Source organism: Pseudorhodoferax sp. LjRoot39 (assembly GCF_964253035.1).
GTDB lineage: Bacteria > Pseudomonadota > Gammaproteobacteria > Burkholderiales > Burkholderiaceae_C > Pseudorhodoferax.
In genome coordinates this window covers 5,734,278-5,753,820 of record NZ_CAXUQL020000001.1, presented here as the reverse complement: position 1 = coordinate 5,753,820, position 19,543 = coordinate 5,734,278, and the positions used below count along the sequence as shown (strand labels likewise).

The 19,543-nt window shown below is 70.6% G+C and carries 18 protein-coding genes; 9 read left to right on the top strand and 9 right to left on the bottom strand.

The window, feature by feature from the left end; translation table 11 throughout:
* The first annotated feature begins 7 nt into the window (after window positions 1-7).
* Entirely contained in the window at window positions 8-1,000 is a 993-nt protein-coding gene (locus ACSQ4M_RS26755; RefSeq protein ID WP_436192427.1) for an acyl-CoA dehydrogenase family protein, read from the top strand.
* Between the two features lie 60 nt (window positions 1,001-1,060).
* Here the strand turns inward: ACSQ4M_RS26755 and ACSQ4M_RS26750 are convergent, their stop codons facing one another.
* From ACSQ4M_RS26750 to ACSQ4M_RS26730, 5 genes are all read right to left on the bottom strand, one after another.
* Window positions 1,061-1,435 (bottom strand): hypothetical protein, encoded by a 375-nt coding sequence (locus tag ACSQ4M_RS26750; RefSeq protein ID WP_436192426.1) that lies wholly within the window; start codon window positions 1,433-1,435, stop codon window positions 1,061-1,063.
* A 32-nt stretch (window positions 1,436-1,467) separates the two neighbouring features.
* A complete protein-coding gene (locus tag ACSQ4M_RS26745) occupies window positions 1,468-2,457 on the bottom strand; it encodes a Bug family tripartite tricarboxylate transporter substrate binding protein (RefSeq protein ID WP_436192425.1) in 990 nt (329 codons plus the stop codon).
* A 193-nt stretch (window positions 2,458-2,650) separates the two neighbouring features.
* On the bottom strand, window positions 2,651-4,216 hold the full coding sequence (locus ACSQ4M_RS26740; RefSeq protein ID WP_436192424.1) for an acyl-CoA synthetase: 1,566 nt from the start codon (window positions 4,214-4,216) through the stop codon (window positions 2,651-2,653).
* Window positions 4,217-4,227: 11 nt separating this feature from the next.
* Window positions 4,228-4,980, bottom strand: a complete 753-nt coding sequence (fabG, locus tag ACSQ4M_RS26735; protein WP_436192423.1) for a 3-oxoacyl-ACP reductase FabG — start codon at window positions 4,978-4,980, stop codon at window positions 4,228-4,230.
* Window positions 4,981-5,015: 35 nt separating this feature from the next.
* The gene (locus ACSQ4M_RS26730) at window positions 5,016-6,152 is read right to left on the bottom strand and encodes an acyl-CoA dehydrogenase family protein (RefSeq protein WP_436192422.1); all 1,137 of its coding nucleotides are present in this window, start codon (window positions 6,150-6,152) and stop codon (window positions 5,016-5,018) included.
* Window positions 6,153-6,335: 183 nt separating this feature from the next.
* Here ACSQ4M_RS26730 and ACSQ4M_RS26725 point away from each other — a divergent pair, with 183 nt between their 5' ends.
* The 6 genes from ACSQ4M_RS26725 to ACSQ4M_RS26700 are packed head-to-tail and all read left to right on the top strand — an operon-like array spanning window position 6,336 to window position 12,197.
* Window positions 6,336-7,322 (top strand): tripartite tricarboxylate transporter substrate binding protein, encoded by a 987-nt coding sequence (locus ACSQ4M_RS26725; protein WP_436192421.1) that lies wholly within the window; start codon window positions 6,336-6,338, stop codon window positions 7,320-7,322.
* Between the two features lie 4 nt (window positions 7,323-7,326).
* Entirely contained in the window at window positions 7,327-8,190 is an 864-nt protein-coding gene (locus tag ACSQ4M_RS26720; RefSeq protein ID WP_436192420.1) for a MaoC/PaaZ C-terminal domain-containing protein, read from the top strand.
* A 10-nt stretch (window positions 8,191-8,200) separates the two neighbouring features.
* Window positions 8,201-9,769 (top strand): AMP-binding protein, encoded by a 1,569-nt coding sequence (locus ACSQ4M_RS26715; RefSeq protein ID WP_436194070.1) that lies wholly within the window; start codon window positions 8,201-8,203, stop codon window positions 9,767-9,769.
* Entirely contained in the window at window positions 9,766-10,935 is a 1,170-nt protein-coding gene (locus ACSQ4M_RS26710) for an acetyl-CoA acetyltransferase (protein ID WP_436192419.1), read from the top strand. Before ACSQ4M_RS26715 ends, ACSQ4M_RS26710 begins: the two co-directional genes overlap by 4 nt.
* The gene (locus ACSQ4M_RS26705; RefSeq protein ID WP_436192418.1) at window positions 10,932-11,348 is read left to right on the top strand and encodes a Zn-ribbon domain-containing OB-fold protein; all 417 of its coding nucleotides are present in this window, start codon (window positions 10,932-10,934) and stop codon (window positions 11,346-11,348) included. The genes ACSQ4M_RS26710 and ACSQ4M_RS26705 overlap by 4 nt, the downstream gene beginning before the upstream one ends.
* Window positions 11,349-11,375: 27 nt before the next feature.
* The gene (locus tag ACSQ4M_RS26700) at window positions 11,376-12,197 is read left to right on the top strand and encodes an IclR family transcriptional regulator domain-containing protein (RefSeq protein ID WP_436192417.1); all 822 of its coding nucleotides are present in this window, start codon (window positions 11,376-11,378) and stop codon (window positions 12,195-12,197) included.
* A gap of 56 nt (window positions 12,198-12,253) precedes the next feature.
* Here the strand turns inward: ACSQ4M_RS26700 and ACSQ4M_RS26695 are convergent, their stop codons facing one another.
* The 3 genes from ACSQ4M_RS26695 to ACSQ4M_RS26685 form a co-directional block, all read right to left on the bottom strand.
* Complete coding sequence (locus ACSQ4M_RS26695; RefSeq protein WP_436192416.1) at window positions 12,254-13,219, bottom strand: Bug family tripartite tricarboxylate transporter substrate binding protein; 966 nt, start codon at window positions 13,217-13,219, stop codon at window positions 12,254-12,256.
* Window positions 13,220-13,245: 26 nt separating this feature from the next.
* On the bottom strand, window positions 13,246-14,439 hold the full coding sequence (locus ACSQ4M_RS26690; protein ID WP_436192415.1) for a CaiB/BaiF CoA transferase family protein: 1,194 nt from the start codon (window positions 14,437-14,439) through the stop codon (window positions 13,246-13,248).
* Window positions 14,440-14,741: 302 nt separating this feature from the next.
* Window positions 14,742-16,100: a class II 3-deoxy-7-phosphoheptulonate synthase gene (locus tag ACSQ4M_RS26685; protein ID WP_436192414.1), complete on the bottom strand. Its 1,359-nt coding sequence runs from the start codon at window positions 16,098-16,100 to the stop codon at window positions 14,742-14,744.
* Window positions 16,101-16,192: 92 nt separating this feature from the next.
* On the opposite strand from ACSQ4M_RS26685, the gene ACSQ4M_RS26680 reads away from it, so the two are divergent.
* Together ACSQ4M_RS26680 and hppD are read left to right on the top strand one after the other, a co-directional pair.
* Entirely contained in the window at window positions 16,193-16,888 is a 696-nt protein-coding gene (locus ACSQ4M_RS26680) for an SDR family NAD(P)-dependent oxidoreductase (protein WP_436192413.1), read from the top strand.
* A 125-nt stretch (window positions 16,889-17,013) separates the two neighbouring features.
* Window positions 17,014-18,099, top strand: coding sequence for a 4-hydroxyphenylpyruvate dioxygenase (hppD, locus tag ACSQ4M_RS26675; RefSeq protein WP_436192412.1), 1,086 nt, complete (start codon window positions 17,014-17,016; stop codon window positions 18,097-18,099).
* On the opposite strand, the gene ACSQ4M_RS26670 is transcribed toward hppD, so the two are convergent.
* A complete protein-coding gene (locus tag ACSQ4M_RS26670; protein ID WP_436192411.1) occupies window positions 18,100-19,440 on the bottom strand; it encodes an NAD(P)H-dependent oxidoreductase in 1,341 nt (446 codons plus the stop codon). It lies immediately after the preceding gene.
* Window positions 19,441-19,543: the final 103 nt, after the last annotated feature.

Here is a 19,543-nt window from a genome sequence, read left to right as displayed (position 1 = left end):
CTTCAGCATGAACGATTCCTTGGTCGAAGGCCTGCGCAGCGCGCTGCAAGCGCACTGCTCTGCAGAGCGGGTGCGGGCACTCGAAGCCGGTGCGCCGCTGCCACTGTGGCAGCAGCTCGCGCCGCTGGGCTACGCCGACGCCTTCATGGACGAGGCGCAGGGCGGCAGTGGGCTGGACCTGGCGGCCGGCTTCGAGATCGGCTTCGTGCTGGGCCTGCATGCCTGCCCCTTGCCCTTGCTGGAGACCGCGCTCGCGCGGGCGCTGCTGGCCGCGGCCGGTGTGCCGCGGCCAGACCAGCCCATGGTGGTGTGCGACGCCGTTGCCGCGCCGGGCGGTGCGCTGGCGCTGCCGCAGACCCCCGGCCTGCAACTGGCATCGCACGCCCTGGTGCAGCACGGCGGCCACTGGCATCTGCTGGCGCTCGCCGGACTGGCCCTGCGCGCGGGCGACTACCGGCCGCGCCTCAGCGGCGCGCTGGATGGCCTGGTGCTGGACCGTGCGCTGGCGCGCTTTCCGGCCCTGCACACGGCAGCGGCGCTGACGGCGCCGTTGCAGGCCGCGGAGATGGCCGGGACGCTGTCTGCCGTGTTGGCCATGACGCTGGCCTACGCCCAGGACCGGCGCCAGTTCGGCAGGCCGATCGGCCACTTCCAGGCGCTGCAGATGGAGGTCAGCGCACTGGCCGAGCAGGTGGCGTACGCGGGCATGGCGGCACGGCTGGGCTGCTCCGGCAGCGTCACGGCACCCAGCGTCCTGCAGGCGCTCAACGCCAAGCTCGCTTGTGGCGATGCGGCAGGACGCGCGGTCGCCATCGCGCATGCCGTGCACGGTGCCATCGGCATCACGGAAGAGTACGCGCTGTCCATCCATGCGCGGCGCCTGCACGAATGGCGCGCCACCGGCGCCACCGCAGGGCAGTGCGCGCAGGCGCTGGGGCGCGCGCTGCTGCAAGAGACCGTGCCGGTGCTGGCGTTCGTGCGTGAACGGCTGGGGCCGTGATGCGCCTCGCCCTGCAGGCGTGCCGAAGCCGGGCATGTGCACGCCTGGGTGGATGGCGGATCAGCTGTCGACGCGGATGCCGGTCTCGCGCACGAGGTTGCCGAACGCCGTGTAGCTGGCGCGCCACTCGGCCTCGAACGCGGCCGGCGACGCGCCGACCGGGATGAAGCCCAGTTCCGCCAGCCGCGCGCCGGCCTGTGACGAGCGCGCCAGCTGTTGCGCCACGTCGGCGAATCTATCGCGCAGCGGCAGCGGCGTGCCGGCCGGCGCGAACACGCCGAACCAGGGCAAGCGCAGCCGGCCGGCCTGCAGGTGCGGCACGATGGCGTGCGTGGTGCTCACTGTCACCAGCAGCGTGTAGCCGTCCGGCGGCTGGGTCTGCACGTGCTGGGTGCCGATCACGCCACCCGCGCCGCCGTTGCCAGGGTGGGGCATCGGGTGTCTGCATGTTGCGCTCCTGTGGTGCTTCAGTTCTTCAGCGAGACACCGAGGTCGCGCGCGATGCCGGTCAGTCGTTCGCGGTCGGCCCTGAAGCGCTCCACGGCCTGTGCCGGCGTGCTGCCTTCGGCATCGACACCGGCGGCCTGCAGCCGCTCGACGACCTCGGGCAGCTTCAGCACCTCGTTGACGTGCCGGTTCAGCAGCGCGATCACGGCCGGCGGCGTGCCGGCCGGTGCCGCCAGGAAGAACCAGGGCGTGACGCCGTCGATGCCGCGGGTGATGCCTTGCTCGCCCGTGGTGGGCAGCTCCGGGCGCAGCGGCGAGCGCTGGGGCTCGGTGATCGCGATCAGCCGGATGGCGCCGCGTTCGACCATGGGGCGTGCCGACGGGTAGTCGATGAGCCCGAAGTCGATGTCGCCCGCGGCGATGGCCACGGCGGTCGGGCCGTTGCCCTTGTAGGCCACGCCGATGCCGGCCGCGCCCACCGACTTGAGCAGCGCCAGCGCACCCAGGTTGGTGGTCGATGCGTTGCCGCTGTGGCCGAAGCTCGGGCCGCCGTTCTTCTGCCTGGCGTAGGCGATGAAGTCGGCCACCGAATGCACGGGCAGCGCGGCGTTCACGGCCAGGAACGAAGGCGCGCGCGCGAACAGCGTGACCGCGTCGAAGTCCTTGCCGGGTTCCAGCGGCGCGTAGTTGTCGAACATCAGCTGGAACAGGCCGGAGATGCCGAAGAACAGGCCCAGCGTGTAGCCATCGGGCTTGGCCTTGGTGACGAACTCGGTGCCCAGCCGCGTCGCCGCACCGGGCTTGTTCTCCACCACCACGCTCTGGCCCAGCCGCTCGCCGAGCTTGTTCGCCACGGTGCGCGCTGCGATGTCGGTGGCCCCGCCGGGTTGCACGCTGACGACCAGACGCACGGGGCGATCCGGGTAGTCCGCGGCGGCCGTGCCGAAGGCCGCGCAGGCCAGCAAGGCAGCCGCAGTCGCGCGGGTCCACCATCCTCGAATGTTCTGCATCTCGTCGTCTCCTGGTTGTGCCGGCAGGGTGCGGTGCCGGTGCCGTGTTGCCGATGTCCTGCATGGTCGGCGCGTGCCATGCGCCAGCCCCTAGCCCGATCGGGCAGGGGTGGGAAAGCCCCTGGCCTGCTATGCACGCGCGCGCCTGGGCCTAGCCCTTTCCTCAGCGATCTGTGCCTTGCGCGCTGCGGCGCTAGCGCACGGCGTCCAGGTACGGCTGGCGCAGCGCGGTCTTGAGCACCTTGCCGACCGACGACATCGGCAGCTCGGCACGGAACTCCACGCTCTTGGGGCACTTGTAGCCCGCGATGCGCGCCTTGCAATGCGCCTGCAGTTCCGCCGCCGTGGCCGACGCCCCGGCCTTGGGCACGACCACGGCGTGCACGCTCTCGCCCCAGGTCGCGCTCGGGATGCCGATCACGGCGCACTGGGCCACCGCCGGGTGCTCGGCCAGCGCGTTCTCGACCTCGGCCGAATACACGTTCTCGCCGCCCGTGATGATCATGTCCTTGAGCCGGTCGACCACGTACAGGTAGCCGTGTTCGTCCAGGTAGCCGCCGTCGCCCGTGTGCAGCCAGCCGTTGCGCAAGGCCTTGGCCGTTTCTTCGGGCTTGCGCCAGTAGCCCAGCATCACATTGGGGCCGCGCGCGATGATCTCGCCGGCCACACCGGGCGCGGTGTCCTTGCCATCGGGGTCGACCACGCGCATCTGCACGCCGTAGACCACGCGGCCGGCCGAGCGCAGCCGCCCGAGCCGCCGGCCTTCGCCGACATGGCTCTCGTGCGGGTTGATCGTGATGAGCGGCGAGGCCTCGGTCTGGCCATAGCACTGCACGAACTCGGCCCGCGGCAAGACCTGCAGCGCGCGGTCGAGCAGGGCCGGCGAGATCGGCGCGCCCCCGTAGGTGATGCGGCGCAGGCTGGCCAGCCGCGCAGAGTCGAAGCTGGGGTGGTCCAGCAGCATCTGCAGCATGCTGGGGATCAGCACCACCTCGGCCACGGCATTGCGCTCGATCGCGTCGACCACGCTGTCGGGCCGGAAGGTCGCGAGGACCATGGCCGAGCCGCCGATCAGCGTGTGGGAGATCAGCCGCCCGGCCGAGGCCAGGTGGAACATGGGCGCCACGTGCAGTGCCACGGCGTCGGCCGAGGAGGGCACCTGCGCCATGCGGCCCATGGCCGAGGACCACAGGTTCAGGTGCGACAGCACCACGCCCTTGGGCAGGCCGGTGGTGCCGCCGGTGTAGAAGATGGCGGCCGGGTCGTCCTGCCCGCCAGCGTGCTCCTGCGCCGGCGCGGCGGCGGCGAGCAGGGCCTCCAGGTCGGGCAGGTCGGGTGCGCTGGCGCCGTCCAGGTCGCCGAAGAACAGCGTGGCGAAGCGCTCGCGCGCCTGCGTGCGGATTGCCGGGAGCATGGGCACGAAGCCCGCGTCCACCAGCAGCACGCGCACGCCCGCGTCGTCCAGCGCGTAGGCCATCTCGGCCGCGCTCCAGCGCATGTTGACGGGGCAGGCGATGGCGCCGGCCCACCAGCTGGCCATGAAGAACTCGAGGTAACGGTCGCTGTTGGCCGACAGCAGCGCGACGCGGTCGCCCGGCGCCACGCCGTGCGTGCGCAGCACGCTGGCGATGCGCATGGCGCGCTCGCCCAGCTGCGCGTAGGTGCGTGCGCGCACGCTGCCGTCGGGCAGCGCGAACCAGGTGGCCACCTTGCCGGGCTGCTGCTGCAGCATGCGGTGCAGACCCTGTGTCAGCTGCATGGCGCTGCTCCTCAGCCGCTGAAGCGGCCGCCGCTCACATGGATGGTCTCGCCGGTGATGTAGCCACCGTACTCCGAGGCCAGGTACAGGATGGCGCCGGCCACGTCGTCCGGGGTGCCGATGCGCGGCACCGAGTTGCGCTGCAGCGCGGCGTCGCGCAGCCGTTCGTAGGTGGGCAGCGCGCGCACCAGTTCGGTCTCGATGAAGCCCGGCGCGATGGCGTTGGCCGTGATGTTGAACTTGCCCTGTTCCAGCGCCAGCGCGCGCGTGAAGCCGATCAGCCCGGCCTTGGCCGCCGAGTAGTTGGTCTGGCCCGGGTTGCCCCAGTGCGCGCGCGAGGAGATGTTGACCACGCGGCCCCACTTCTGCGCCATCATGCTCGGCAGCGCGGCGCGCGTGCACAGGTAGGCGCCCTTGAGCACGGTGTCGATCACCGCGTCCCAGTCGGCCATCGGCATCTTGAGCAGGTACTTGTCGCGCGTGAAGCCGGCGTTGTTGACGAGGATGTCGACCTTGCCGAAGGCGGCCACGCTGCGGTCCACCAGCTGCTGCACCTGCGCCTCGTCGCAGACATCGGCGCGCACCGCCAGGGCCTCGTGGCCCTGCGCCCGCAATTCGGCGGCCGTGCCCTCGGCCACGGCCTCGTCGATGTCGGTCACGACCACGCGAACGCCTTCCCTGGCGAGTGCGCTCACGGCGGCCCGGCCGATGCCGCGGCCCGAGCCGGTCACGATGGCCACGCGGCCCTTCAGTTGCAGATCCATGTCGTTCCTTTGGTGTCGTGGAGAAAGAGCGCGCCTCACAGCGTGCGGCTGATGATTTCCTTCATCATTTCGGACGAGCCGCCGTAGATGCGGTTGGGCCGCACGTCGGCATAGGCGCGGGCGATGGGGTACTCGCGCATGTAGCCGTAGCCGCCAAACATCTGCAGCAGATCGTCGATGGCGGTGGTGGCCTCGCTGGCCCAGAGCTTGGCCATGGCCGCGCCGTCCGCATCGAGCCGCTGTGCCAGGTGTTCGGCCACGCACTGGTCGACGAAGGCGCGCGTGGCGGCGGCCAGCGTCTTGATCTCGGCCAGCTTGAACCTGGTGTGCTGGTTGTCGATCAACGGCTTGCCGAAGGTCCGGCGTTCGCGCGTGTAGGCGACGGTCCACTGCAGCGCGGCCTCCAGCGCCGTGGCGCAGCGCAGCGCGATCATGAGCCGCTCCTGCACCAGGCCGTGCATGAGGTAGCCGAAGGCCTGGTCCTCCGCGCCGACCAGGTCGGATTCGGGCACGAAGACCTGCTCGAAGAACAGCTCGGCCGTGTCCTGCGCGCGTTGGCCGATCTTGTCCAGCAGCCGGCCCCGCGCGAAACCGGGGGAGCCGGTGTCGACCCAGAACAGGCTCATGCCCTTGGCGCCGGCCTCGGGCTGGGTCTTGGCCACCACCAGCACGCGGTCGGCGTGGTGGCCGTTGGTGATGAAGGTCTTCTGGCCGTCCAGCTGCCAGCCGCCATCGACGCGGCGCGCGGTGGTGCGGATGGCCTTCAGGTCGCTGCCGGCCGATGGCTCGGTCATGGCGATGGAGGCGACCACCTCGCCCGTGGCCATCTGCGGCAGCCAGCGTGACTTCTGCGCCTCGGTGCCGAATTCGACGAGGTAGGGCGCCACGATGTCCGAGTGCGTGGTGAAGCCGGTCACGCCGGTGGCCAGCGCATGCGCGATCTCCTCGACCACGATGGCCGTGTGCAGGAAATCGCCGCCACCGCCGCCGTGCTCGGCCGGTGCCATCGGCAGCAGCAGGCCCGCGGCGCCGGCCCGGCGCCACAGGTCGCGCGGCACCAGGCCCTGTTCTTCCCACTCGGCATGGCTGGGTGTGATTTCCTGCGCGATGAAGCGGCGCACGGTGTCGCGGAACTGTTCGTGGTCCGGGGAGAAAAGCGCTCTTCGGTGCATGAAGTGGACTCGTGTTGGGTTGGCAGCGGCCGGGTGTCCGCTGCAGGCTGCTTGGCGGTCGACCGTATTGACTTTCCGCAAACGCCCTTCTAAATTGACCGCCTGGCGGATGTTGATGTCCGTTATTTGTAGATTATTGTCCGCATGGCGGGCATTCAACGGGGTAATCCCTGAGGAGACAAGATGGCCAGGTTCCGGACCCTTCGCACGGCTGCCGCCGTGTCGTTCTTCGCCTTGGCGGCCTGCGTGGCCGGTGTGGCCGGCGCGAGCGACATCGCGCCTGGCAAGCCGCTGCGCATCATTGCGCCGGCTGCGCCGGGCGGCATCCTCGACCAGACCAGCCGCATCGTGGCCAAGTCGCTGTCCGAGGTGCTCAAGCAGCCCGTGATCGTGGAGAACGTGGCCGGTGCCGGCGGCACGCTGGGCATCCAGGCCGCGCTGCGTGCCGAGCCCGACGGCCACACGCTGGTGATGGGCAGCCTGGGCCCCAACGCCGCCAACTACACGCTGCAGGACAAGCTGCCCTACAAGGCGGAAGACCTCGCGCCCGTGATCCACGTGCTGTCCATGCCCAATGTGCTGGTGGCCAGCCCGCAGCTGGGCGCCAAGACCGTGGCCGAGCTCAAGGCCCTGTCGCAGAGCAAGCCCAAGGGGCTGTCGATGGCGGTGTCGACCAGCGGCTCGTCGGGCCACCTGACGGGCGAGCTGATCAAGGCGCGTTCGGGCATCCAGGCCGTCAACATCATCTACCGCGGCGCGGCGCCGGCGCTGACCGACCTCATGGGCGGCCAGGTCGACCTGATGGTGGACAACCTCATCACCGCGCTGCCGCTGGTGCGCGCCGGCAAGCTCACGCCGATCGCCGTGACCACGCGCGAGCGCATCCCCGAGTTGCCGCAGGTGCCCACGCTGATCGAGTCCGGCCTGCCCGACATCGAGGTGACGGTGTGGCTGGGCCTGTTCGTCTCGGCGAAGACGCCGCCGGCCACCGTGGCCGCGCTGAACCGCGAGTTGCAGAAGGTGCTGGCGTCCGCCGAGATCCGCCACAGCTTCGCGGAGAAGGGCGGGGTGCCGGTCGGCGGCACGCCGCAGGCTTTCCAGAGCTTCGTGACCGGCGAGACCGCCCGCTGGGAGCAGGTGATCCGCTCCGCCAACCTGAAGGCCGAGTAACGCAATGGCGATCGACTACCAGACCCTGAAGAACTGGCCCATCCCGGACCAGTTGAGCCGCTACACGCGCGAGGACTGCATCCGCTATGCGCTGAGCCTGGGCTATGGCGAAGATCCGCTGGACGCCGAAGAACTGCCCTTCGTCTACGAAGAGGGGCTGCGCGCCGTGCCCTCGATGGTCACGGTGCTCGGCGCGCCCGGCGCCTGGGCGACCGACCCTGGCACCGGAATCGACTGGATGCGCATCCTGCACGGCGAGCACCGTATGGCGCTGCATGCCAGCCTGCCGCCCGAGGGCTGCCTGCGCAGCCGCACGCGCGTGACCGCGGTGGTCGACAAGGGCCAGGGCCGCGGCGCGCTGGTCGTCACCACGCGCGAGGTCAGCGACGAGGCCACCGGCCGGCTGCTGGCCACGATCGAACACACCTCGTTCTGCCGCGCCGACGGCGGCTTCGGCCCGGGCGACGACGCACCGGCCGCGCTGCCTGCGGTGCCGCCGGAGCCGGCCGACACCACGGTGCAGCTGCGCACGGTGCCCAGCGCGGCCCTGCTGTACCGGCTCAATGGCGACCGCAATCCCATCCATGCCGATCCGGCCGCGGCGCGCAGCGCGGGCTTCGAGCGGCCCATCCTGCACGGCCTGTGCACCTACGGCATGGCGGTGCGGGCGGTGCTGCGCGCCTGCTGCGGCAACCGGCCCGAGCGGCTGGGCAGCTTCTCGCTGCGCTTCTCGGCGCCATTCATCCCGGGTGAGACGCTCGCGGTGGAGATCTGGCGCCGCGGCGCGCAGGTGCAGTTCCGCGCGTCGGCGCTCGAACGGGGACAGGCCGTGCTGACGCACGGACTGGCGGCGGTCCATGGCGCGTAGTTCCGCACCCATGGCGCCGCGCGCGCACGACAGCCTGGCGCGCAACGCGGCGGCCGATCCGCAGGGCATCGCCTACCGCTTGCTCGAGAGCGGCCAGGCGGTGACCTGGGCCGAGCTGGAACAGCGCTCGCGCCGCTGCGCCGCGCTGCTGCTGGCGCGCGGCCTGCGCACCGGCGACGCGGTGGCGATCTACCTGGACAACCACCTGCGCTACTTCGAACTGCTGTGGGCGGCGCACCGCATCGGCCTGTACTACACCACCGTCAGCCGGCATCTGAAGGCGCCCGAGCTGCTCTACATCGTGCGCGACTGTGGCGCCAGGGTGCTGTTCAGCGCCGCGGCCCTGATGGATGCAGACGGTGTGCTCGTGCAGGGCACGGTCGGGCTGCACCGCTTCTGCCTGGACGGCGCCGTGCCGGGGTTCGAGGACTACGAGGCCGCGCTGCACAGCGTGCCGGCCGACGTGGACCTGCCCGAGACGCCCGAGGGCACGGACTTCTGCTACTCGTCGGGCACCACCGGCCTGCCCAAGGGCATCAAGCGGCCGCTGGCCAGCGCCAACCGGCATTTCGTGGCCGAGCCCAACCCGCGCATGCACTGGAAGGCGTTCGACCGCGACACGGTCTACCTGTCGACGGCGCCCTTCTATCACACAGCCCCGGTGCGCTGGAACATGAACGTGATGCGCCAGGGCGGCACCTGCGTGCTGATGGAGCGCTTCGACGCGCAGGCCGCGCTGGCGGCCATCGCGCGCTTTCGCGTGACGCACAGCCAATGGGTGCCGACCATGTTCATCCGGCTGCTTCGCCTGCCCGAGGCCGAGCGCCGGGCGCACGACCTGTCCAGCCTGCGCGTGGCCGTGCATGCCGCGGCGCCGTGCCCGGTCTGGGTCAAGCAGGCCATGATCGACTGGTGGGGGCCCATCCTCTACGAGTTCTACAGCGGCACCGAGCTGGTGGGCCGCACCTCGCTCGACGCGCACGAGTGGCTGGCGCACCCGGGCTCGGTCGGCATCCCGGAGTTCGGTGCCGTGCACATCCTAGGCGAAGACGGCAGCGCGCTGCCGGCCGGTACGCCGGGCGTGATCTGGTTCTCGGGCGGGCCGGTGTTCGAATACCACGGCGATCCCGGCAAGACGCGCCAGGCCTACAACGCGCAGGGCTGGGCCACCTACGGCGACATCGGCTACCTGGACGCCGACGGCTTCCTGTACCTGACCGACCGGCTGGCCAACATGATCATCTCGGGCGGCGTGAACATCTACCCGCAGGAGACCGAGAACGCGCTGGGCCAGCACCCGGCCGTGCACGACGTGGCCGTGGTCGGTGTGCCGAACGAGGAGTTCGGCGAAGAGGTCAAGGCGGTGGTGCAGCTGCGCCACGGCCATGCGCCATCGGACGCGCTGGCGCAGGAGCTCATCGCCTGGTGCCGCGCGCGGCTGTCGCCGATCAAGTGCCCGCGCAGCGTGGACTTCACTGCCGCGCTGCCGCGCACCGAGACCGGCAAGCTGCTCAAGCGCGAGGTCAAGCGCGCCTACTGGCCGCAGGCCGCATCCGTTCCCACTGCACAACCGACATGACACGACGCTCCCCGCTTTCCTCCTCGGTCGCCATCGCCGGCGTGGCCGAGTCCGACCTCGGCAAGGTGCCCGGCAAGACCGCGCTGGAGCTGCAGGCCCAGGCCGCGCGCGCCGCGCTGGCCGACGCCGGGCTGCGCCTGCGCGATGTCGATGCCATCTTCGCCCACACCGACGACCGCTTCAGCGGCCTGCAGCTGGCCGAGTACCTGGGCCTCGCGCCGCGCTACCTGGACAGCAGCAACGTGGGCGGCATGTCCAACCTCATGCACATCCGCCACGCCATGGCCGCCATCGCTGCGGGCCTGTGCGAGGTGGCGCTCATCACCTACGGCAGCACCCAGCTGTCCGACGGCTCGCGCAAGCTCACCGGGCTGGTGGAAGACCCGCGCTCGCCGCGCGGCCAGTTCATCGTGCCGCACGGGCAGCTGAGCCCGATCGGCTACTACGCCATGGTGGCGCAAATGCACATGCACCGCTACGGCAGCCGGCCGGCCGACCTGGCCGAGATCGCGGTGGCCGCGCGCCAGTGGGCCAACCTGAACCCCAAGGCCTACCGCCAGGGGCCGCTGACTTTGGACGACGTGAACGCCTCGCCCGTGGTGGCCGCGCCGCTGCGCCAGCGCGACTGCTGCCTCGTGACCGACGGTGGCGGTGCGCTGGTCGTCACCAGCGCGGAGCGTGCGCGCGACCTGGCCCGCATGCCGGTCTACGTCAAGGGCATCGCCGAGGCCTTCTCGCACCACTACACGCCGCTGGAGCTGGACGACTGGCTCGACACGCGCGTGGCCCAGACGGCCGACGAAGCCTTCGCGATGGCCGGCATCACGCGCGGCGACATCGACGTGGTGCAGATCTACGACCACTTCACCATCGGCGTGCTGCAGTCGCTCGAGGAGCTGGGCTTCTGCGCACGCGGCGAGGGCAAGGACTTCGTCAAGGGCGGCCGGCTGGCGCCGGGCGGCGACTTCCCGATCAACACCTCGGGCGGCGGTCTTTCTTACGGACATCCCGGCATGTTCGGCATCTTCCTGGTCATCGAGGCGGTGCGCCAGCTGCGCGGCGAGTGCGGCGAGCGCCAGCTCTCGCACGCCCACCACGCGCTGTGCCACGCGCCCGGCCTCGTCTTCTCGGCCAACACCACCATGATCCTCGGGAACGTCGCATGAACACCGCCCCCCGTCCTGCACCGGTCCCGACCGAGGCCACCCAGCCGTTCTGGGACGCCACCGCCCGAGGGATGTTGTTGTTCCAACGCTGCGGCACATGCGCACGCACGCAGTCCATCCCGCGGGCGTTCTGCCGCCACTGCGGTGCCGAGGCGCCGCAATGGGAGCGCAGCGCCGGCCTGGGCCGCATCTACACCTTCACCGTCAACCACCGCGCGGCCAACGCCCACATGGCCGACAAGCTGCCCTACGTGGTCGCCGTGGTCGCGCTGGACGAAGGCCCGCGCATGATGGCCAACATCGTCGATGTGCTGCCCGACCTCGTGCGCATCGGCGACCGCGTGCAGGTGCGCTTCCTGCCGATGGGCGAGGGCCTGTGCCTGCCCCAGTTCGGGCCGGTGGGCGCCACCTAGAATCGCGGGCCGACAAAAGCGTCCCCTATGGCAACTCCTGAAAGCGATGGTTTCGTCCGTTCATTCGCCCGTGGCCTGAGCGTCATCGAGGCGATGGGCTCGGGCACCGGTGAACATACCGTGGCTTCCGTGGCCGCGAGCACGCAGCTGCCGCGCACGGTGGCGCGCCGCATCCTGATGACGCTGACTGAGCTGGGCTTCACGGTCACGGATGGCAAGAGCTTTCGGCTGACGCCCAAGATCCTGAACCTGGGAATGACCTACCTGACCTCGCTGCCGTTCTGGGGCGTCGCGCAAGAGGTGCTCGAGCAACTCTGCGCCGAGGTCAAGGAGTCGGTCGCGCTGTCGGCCTTCGACGGCCGGCACAGCATCTACCTGCTGCGCATTCCCTCGCGCAAGGTGATGTCGCTGCGCCTGGGTGTGGGCAGCCGGCTGCCCGCCTATGCCACCTCGCCGGGCCGCGTGCTGCTGGCCTGGCAGGACGAGGAGGCGCTGGCGCGCTACCTCGCGGCGGTGGAGCTCAAGCCCTGCACGCGCAGGACGGTGGCGACGCCCGAAGCGCTGCGTGCCCGCCTGGCCGAGGTGCAGGACAAGGGCTATGCCTGGGTCGATGGCGAATTCGACGAGGCGGTCTGCGGGCTCTCGGTGCCCGTCCGCGGCGACGGTGGCCAAGTGGTCGCGGCCCTCAATGTGAACCTGTTGTCGGGCGAAGCGACCGAGGCCAAGGCCGCCAAGCGGCTGCTGATGCCGCTGCGCGAGGCGAGCGAGCGGCTGCGGGCGATGGCTCCGAATTTCCTGGGCTCGGTGGCACAGACCAGCTCGCGCCAGGTGTCCTCGCTGCACGCTTGAAGGCGCGCAGGGCGCCGCAGCCGGCGTGCGGCGGCAGGCCGGCCATCATGCGCCAGTCAGTCCAGCACCACGTTGGCCTTCCTGGCCAGCGCCGCGTAGCGCGCGGCCTCGCTGCGGAAGAACCTGGCCGCCTCCTCGGGCGAGGTCGGCCGGATCACGTTGCCCTGCCTGGCCATGGCCTCGACCACCTCGGGGCTGGCAAAGCCGCGGGCGAAGGCGTCGTGCACGCGCTTGACCTCGGCCGCCGGCAGCCTGGCCGGGCCGACGACCGCGAACCAGCCTTCCACCTCGTAGTCCGGCAGGCCCTGCTCGGCGATCGTCGGGATCTCGGGCGCGGCCGGCGAGCGCTGCGCGCCGCACAGGCCGATGGCCTTGACCATGCCGCTCTTGATGTGGGCCTGGATGGCCGGCAGCGCGACCACGCCGAACTGCACCTGACCGCCCAGCAGGTCGTTGACCATGGGGCCCGTGCCCTTGTACGGGATGTGGCGCACGCGCAGCCCGGCCTGCTCGACGAACATCTCGCCGGCCAGGTGGATGATGGTGCCGTTGCCCGAAGAGGCGTAGTTCAACGCGTCCGGCTGCGCCTTGACCAGCGCCACGAGTTCCTTGACGTTGCCGGCCGCCACGCCCTTGCCGGCCACCAGCACCAGCGGCGTGGCGCCGATCACGCTGATCGGCGTGAAGTCGGTGATCGCGTCGAACGGCATCTTCCGGTAGACGGCCGGATTGATCACGTGGTTGTTGGACACCATGCCCAGGGTCAGGCCGTCGGGCGCGGCCTTGGCCACGGCCGAGGCGCCCGTGATGCCGCCTGCGCCGGGCAGGTTTTCCACGACGAGCGGCTGGCCCAGCGCCTTGCCGACGGCAACCGACGACGCGCGCGCGATCACGTCCACGCCAGAGCCGGCGCTGATGGGCAGGATCAGCCGCACGGGCTTGTCGCTCTGGGCGAAGGCCGGCAGAGTGAGGGCGGCGCACGCTCCAAGAAGCTGGCGGCGCGTGAGGGTGGTGGGGTGCATCGTTTGTCTCCGTCGTTGTCGTCGGTTCAGTGGGCGGCGGCGGCCGGTCGAAGTGCGCCCAGGATCTCGTCGGTGTGCTCGCCGACCCTGGGCAGCGGCATGCGCACGCCGGGGCGACGCCCTCCCAGGGTCAGCGGCAGCAGCACCACCTCGGTCGTGCCGCCGTCGTCGGTGGCCATGGGCACGAGGCCACCGCTCTGCTTGAGGTGCGGGTCGTCGCAGAGCTGCTCGGGCCGCACGATGGGTGCGTAGGGGATGCCCGCGGCCTCGAGCCGCGGCGCGAGTTCCTCGACCCGGTGCTGCGCCAGGATCTCGCCCAGCATGGCCAGCAGCTGCGGGCGCACGGCCACGCGGGATGCGTTGTCGTGCAAGCCCGGGTACTGCAGCAGGTCCTCGCGGCCCAGCACCTGGCATAGCGTGGTGAACTGCTTGTCGCTGACGGCACCGATGAACAGCTGCGCGCCCCCGGCCAGCGTGAACACGTCGTACACGCTCCAGGCCGAGACGCGGGAGGGCATGGGCGGCGGCGGCTCGCCGGTCATGAGGTACTGCTGCATGTGCTGCGCCGCAAGAAAGACGCAGTTCTCGAAGAGCGCGCTCTGCACTTCCTGGCCGCGGCCCGTGCGATCCCGCTCGCGCAGGGCCGCCATGACGCCGATGGCGCCGAACATGCCGCCCATGATGTCGTTGACGCTCGTGCCCGCACGCAGCGGCCGGCCGGCCGGCCCGGTCATATACGAGAGGCCGCCCATCATCTGCACGACTTCGTCCAGCGCGAGGCGGTGCTCGTACGGGCCGGGCAGGAAGCCTTTGTGGGTGACGTAGATCAGCCGCGGGAAGCGAGCCGAGAGAGTGGCGTGGTCCAGGCCGAGCTTCTCCATGAGCCCGGGTCGAAAGTTCTCCAGCACGACGTCGCATTGGCCGGCCAGCTCGGCGGCGGTCGCCCGGCCCGCCTCGCTCGTGATGTCCAGCACGATGCTCTTCTTGTTGCGGTTGAAGCTGCGAAAGAACCCGATGCCCAGGCCGGGCAGCTTGCGGGTCCTGTCGCCCCCGGGCGGCTCGACTTTGATGACTTCGGCTCCGAGATCCGCGAGGATCATCCCGCAGGTCGGGCCCATGACCATGTGGCTGAACTCGAGCACGCGGACGCCGGCGAGCGGGAGCGTGGTGGGCGAGGGCAGGGTGGCGGGCGCTGCGGGCGGCGGCGTGGGGGATGGCATGCGTGCTCCTTCGTTGGCGGATGTCGCCGTCGGCCGGCTGACCGGCCCGTGGCGCAGACTGGAGCGAACTTTAGGCATGCTCGTCGCGAGCGTGAAGCGATGCTTTGGCGCCAGAGGGTTGCCCGTTGGGAATGTCTGGCAAGCGAGGTCGACGACGCTTGCTCCACTCCAGCGCTGCCGCCTGTGTCTATCGTCCTCCGTCCTGCGTCCCACGACAGGCAGCGAGGCCGCGCGTTATGCGGCGCTGGCCGGGAAGGCCAACGTGGTGCTGCCTTGACGCGCCGCAGGCGGCCGGACGGCGCTCAGGCCCGCGCGGCCTTCAGCACGTCGGCGATCTGGAACGCCAGCTCCAGGCTCTGCGAACCGTTCAACCGCGGATCGCAGGCGCTGCGGTAGCGGCTGGCCAGGCCCTCGTCGCTGAGCGCCTGGGCGCCGCCGCGGCACTCGGTCACATCCTGGCCCGTCATCTCGAAGTGCAGGCCGCCGGCATAGGTGCCTTCCTGCGCGTGCGCGGCGAAGAAGCCGCGCATCTCCGCGAGGATGCGCGCGAAGTCGCGCGTCTTGTAGCCATTGGAGGCTGTCACGGTGTTGCCGTGCATGGGGTCGCAGCACCACACCGGCGTGCGGCCGGCGCGGCGCACGGCGCGCAGCAGCGGCGGCAGGCGTTCGGCCACCTTGTCGCTGCCCATGCGGGCGATCAGCACCGTGCGGCCGGGCTGCTGGTCCGGGTCCAGCCGGTCGAGCAGGCGCAGCACGTCGTCGGCCGCGGCGTTGGGGCCGAGCTTGACGCCGACCGGGTTGTCCACGCCGCGCAGGTACTCGATGTGCGCGCCCTCGACCTGCCGCGTGCGCTCGCCCAGCCACAGCATGTGGGCCGAGCCGCCGTACCAGCGGCCGCTGCGCGCATCGTGCCGCGTGAGGGCTTGTTCGTAGTGCAGGTGCAGCGCCTCGTGCGAGGTGTAGAACTCCACCGCATGCAGCTGCGGCGTGCGCGCCGCGTCGAAACCGCAGGCCTCCATGAAGGCCAGCGATTCGGTGATGCGGTCGGCCAGCTCCGCGAAGCGCGTGCCCTGCGGGCTGGTGCGCACGAAGTCGGCGGTCCAGCGGTGCACCTCGTGCAGGTCGGCAAAGCCGCCCTGGGCCAGCGCGCGCAGCTGGTTCAGCGTCGTGGTGGAATGGGCGTAGGCCGTCAGCAGCCGGGCCGGGTCGGGCAGGCGCGCAGCCGCGCTGAAGGCGCTGCCGTTGACGATGTCACCGCGGTACGAGGGCAGCGTGGTGCCGTCCACGGTCTCGGTGTCCGAGGAGCGTGGTTTGGCGAACTGCCCGGCGATGCGGCCCAGCTTGACCACCGGGCAGGCCGCGGCATAGGTGAGCACCACGGCCATCTGCAGGATCACGCGGAAGGTGGATTCCACGGCGTCCTGGCCGAATTCGTCGAAGCTCTCGGCGCAGTCGCCGCCCTGCAGCAGGAAGGCCTCGCCGCGCGCCACCGCGGCCAGCCGCGTGCGCAACTGCGCGATCTCGCCCGGGAAGATCAGCGCCGGCAGCGTGGCCAGGCGCTGCTCGGCGGCGCGCAGGGCGCCGTCGTCGGCATAGGCCGGCAGTTGCAGGGCCGGGCGCGCGCGCCAGGAGGAAGGGGTCCAGTTGCCGAGGTCTTGCATGGCGCGAGCTTATGCGTTTTGCCAGCGGCTGCGCCGGGGCGAGCGACACTGCGGGCCCACGCGGCCTGCGCCGCACGACCAGGAGCATTGCCATGACGAACACCGCCCGCACCATCCTCATCACCGGCGCCGCCGGCCACCTGGGCCGCGCCGTGGCCGCGCGCGCACACGCGCAGGGCGCGCGGCTGCTGTTGCTGGACCGCGATGCCGGCGCGCTGCAGCGCGCCTACGGCGACGCCGAGGGCCAGGTGGCGGCCGACCTGCTGGACCGTGCGGCGCTGGCCGCCGCGCTGGCGCCGCAGATCGAACGGGCAGGCCGGGTGGACACGCTGCTGCACATCGCCGGCGGTTTCCGCATGGGCGAGGCCGTGCACGAGACCTCGGCCGGCAACTGGGACTTCCTGATGGACCTGAACGCGCGCAGCTTCGTGAACGTGGCGGCGGTGCTGGTGCCGCATCTGCTGGCGCACGGCGGTGGCCGCATCGTCACCGTGGGCGCGGGCGCTGCGCTCAGGGGCGGCGCGCAGATGGGGGCCTATGCCGCGTCCAAGAGCGCGCTGATCCGGCTCACGGAGTCGATGTCGGCCGAACTCAAGGGGCGGGGCGTGAACGTCAACTGCGTGCTGCCTTCCATCATCGACACGCCGGACAACCGCGCCGCCATGCCAGCTGCCGATGCCGCGCAGTGGGTGCACCCCGACGCGCTGGCCGACGTGATGCTGTTCCTCGCCTCGGATGCCGCGCGCGCCGTGCATGGCGCGGCCATACCGGTCAGCGGGCTGGTCTGAAGGCGGTGGCCGCGCGATTCCTGCAGCTGGCGGCGTGGTATCTGGAAAGAACGCAGGAATCATGCGTGAGATTTGCCTAGCATTGATGTTTCTGGAGCCAACCCCCACTTCACCGGAGAAAAGACATGGCCGACCTGTTTGACAACCCCATGGGCCTGTGCGGCTTCGAGTTCGTGGAATTCGCCTCGCCCACGCCCGGCGTGCTGGAGCCGCTGTTCGAGAAGATGGGCTTCACGCTGGTGGCACGCCACCGCTCCAAGAACGTGCTGCTGTACCGGCAGAACGAGATCAACTTCATCGTCAACAACGAGCCTCGCAGCGAAGCCGGCTATTTCGCGGCCGAACACGGCCCCTCGGCCTGCGGCCTGGCCTTTCGCGTCAAGGATTCGCACAAGGCCTACAACCGCGCGCTGGAGCTGGGCGCCCAGCCCATCGAGATCGGCACCGGCCCCATGGAGCTGCGGCTGCCGGCGATCAAGGGCATCGGTGGCGCGCCGCTGTACCTGATCGACCGCTTCGAGGACGGCAAGAGCATCTACGACATCGACTTCGAGTTCCTGCCCGGCGTGGACCGCCGGCCCAAGGGCCACGGCTTCCAGGTGGTGGACCACCTCACGCACAACGTCTACCGCGGCCGCATGACGCACTGGGCGGACTTCTACAACAAGCTGTTCAACTTCCAGGAGATCCGCTACTTCGACATCAAGGGCGAGTACACGGGCCTGACCAGCAAGGCCATGACCGCACCCGACGGGCTGATCCGCATCCCGCTCAACGAGGAAGCCAAGAAGGGCGGTGGGCAGATCGAGGAGTTCCTGATGCAGTTCAACGGCGAGGGCATCCAGCACATCGCCTTGCTGACGGACAACCTGCTGGAGGCCATCGACAGCCTGCAGCTGGCCGGCATCCCGGTGTTGACGGCGCCCAACGACGTCTACTACCAGAACCTGGAAACGCGCCTGCCCGGCCATGGCGAGCCGGTGCCCGAGCTGCAGGCGCGCGGCATCCTGCTGGACGGCACGACCGAGGGCGGCCGCCCGCGCCTGTTGCTGCAGATCTTCTCCGAGCCGCTGCTGGGCCCGGTGTTCTTCGAGTTCATCCAGCGCAAGGGCGACTACCGCGAAGGCTTCGGCGAGGGCAACTTCAAGGCGCTGTTCGAGTCGCTGGAGCGCGACCAGATCAACCGCGGCGTGCTGGAGACCGAGGCCTGATCAGCGGCCGAAGAGTGTTTCGAGCTCCCGCCTGAGCTTGAAGGCCGGCGTGGTCTGGTCCAGCACCACGTCGTCCCAGCTGAGGCTCTGGCCCGCCTTGACGGGCCGCACCAGCTTCACGTCGTGCGCCAGGCCTAGCGGCAGGCCGCCGAAGCCCAGCGAGCGCTGCACCGGCAGCAGCTTGCCCCAGACGGTGTAGCCGCCTTCGCCGTCCAGCGTCTCGCCCACGGCCAGGTCGCGCTTGGCGGTGGCGACCACGTCGGCGTTCCAGGCCACGGCCGCGCCCGTGGGTTCACGCCGCAGCGCCACGCTGGCGACCGACATGCCCACCTCCAGCCCGATCAGGTGCCAGCGCTTGTACAGCGTGAAGTAGCGGCCGCTGTCGTCGGTCTTGGCGTTGTATTCCTCGAAGCAGTTGCGGATGTACTCGGTCTCGCCCTCGACCGTGACCCACACGCCCATGCGGATGTCGTAGGGGATGGGCGTGCCGTCGGCCTGCAGCGAGGAAACCACCTCGACCATGCCCTTGTGCTCGAGCACACCGCCTTCGCTGCGCGGGCGCGTGACGTTGGGGATCTGGTCCACGGCCGCAGGCGGGTAGAGCAGTCCGTCGGAAGGCACGGCCAGGCCAGTGGCATTGGCCACGGCCGCGCTCTCGATGGAGGGCTTGGAGCCATCCAGGAAGCTGTTGAACATCTTGGGGTTGAGGCCGCCGCGCTGCGCCTGCTCGGGCGTGAGGCCGTAGTGGCCCCAGACCGTCTCGGGCGTGGATGCGCTGAAGTGCGGCAGCCACTTGTGGCCGCGCCCGGCCGCCACCACCGGAAAGCCGCAGCTGCGCGCCCAGTCCACCAGGTCGCAGATCAGCGCGGGCTGGTCGCCGAAGGCCAGGGAATAGACCACGCCCGCCTCCTCGGCGCGGCGCGCCAGCAGCGGGCCGCAGAAGGCGTCAGCCTCCACCGTCACGTTGACCACGTGCTTGCCGTGCGCGAAGGCATCCAGGCAGTGCGCCACGGCCGCCACGGGGTGGCCGGTGCACTCGACCACCACGTCGATCTGCGGGTGCCGCGTGACGGCCTGCCAGTCCTCGGTGATCCAGGTCGTGCCTTCGCGCAGCGCTTCCTCAAACGAGCGGGCGGCGCTGCGGCCGGCGTCCCAGCCCACGCGGGCGAGGTTGGTGCGGGCGGCCGCGGGCGAGAGGTCGGCAATCGCCACCAGGTGCACGCCCGGCGTACGCGGCACCTGGGCCAGGTACATGGAGCCGAACTTGCCGGCGCCGATCAGGCCGATGCGGATGGGGCGGCCCTCGGCCGCGCGCTGCTGCAGTTGACGGTGCAGGCTCATGGGTCTTGTCTCCTGTCGTAGGTGTTGGGTCCGCGACCATAGCGCACACCCCCTGGCGGTACAGTGGCAGCCCTACAACCAGGAGACGAACCGGCGGCGCCGC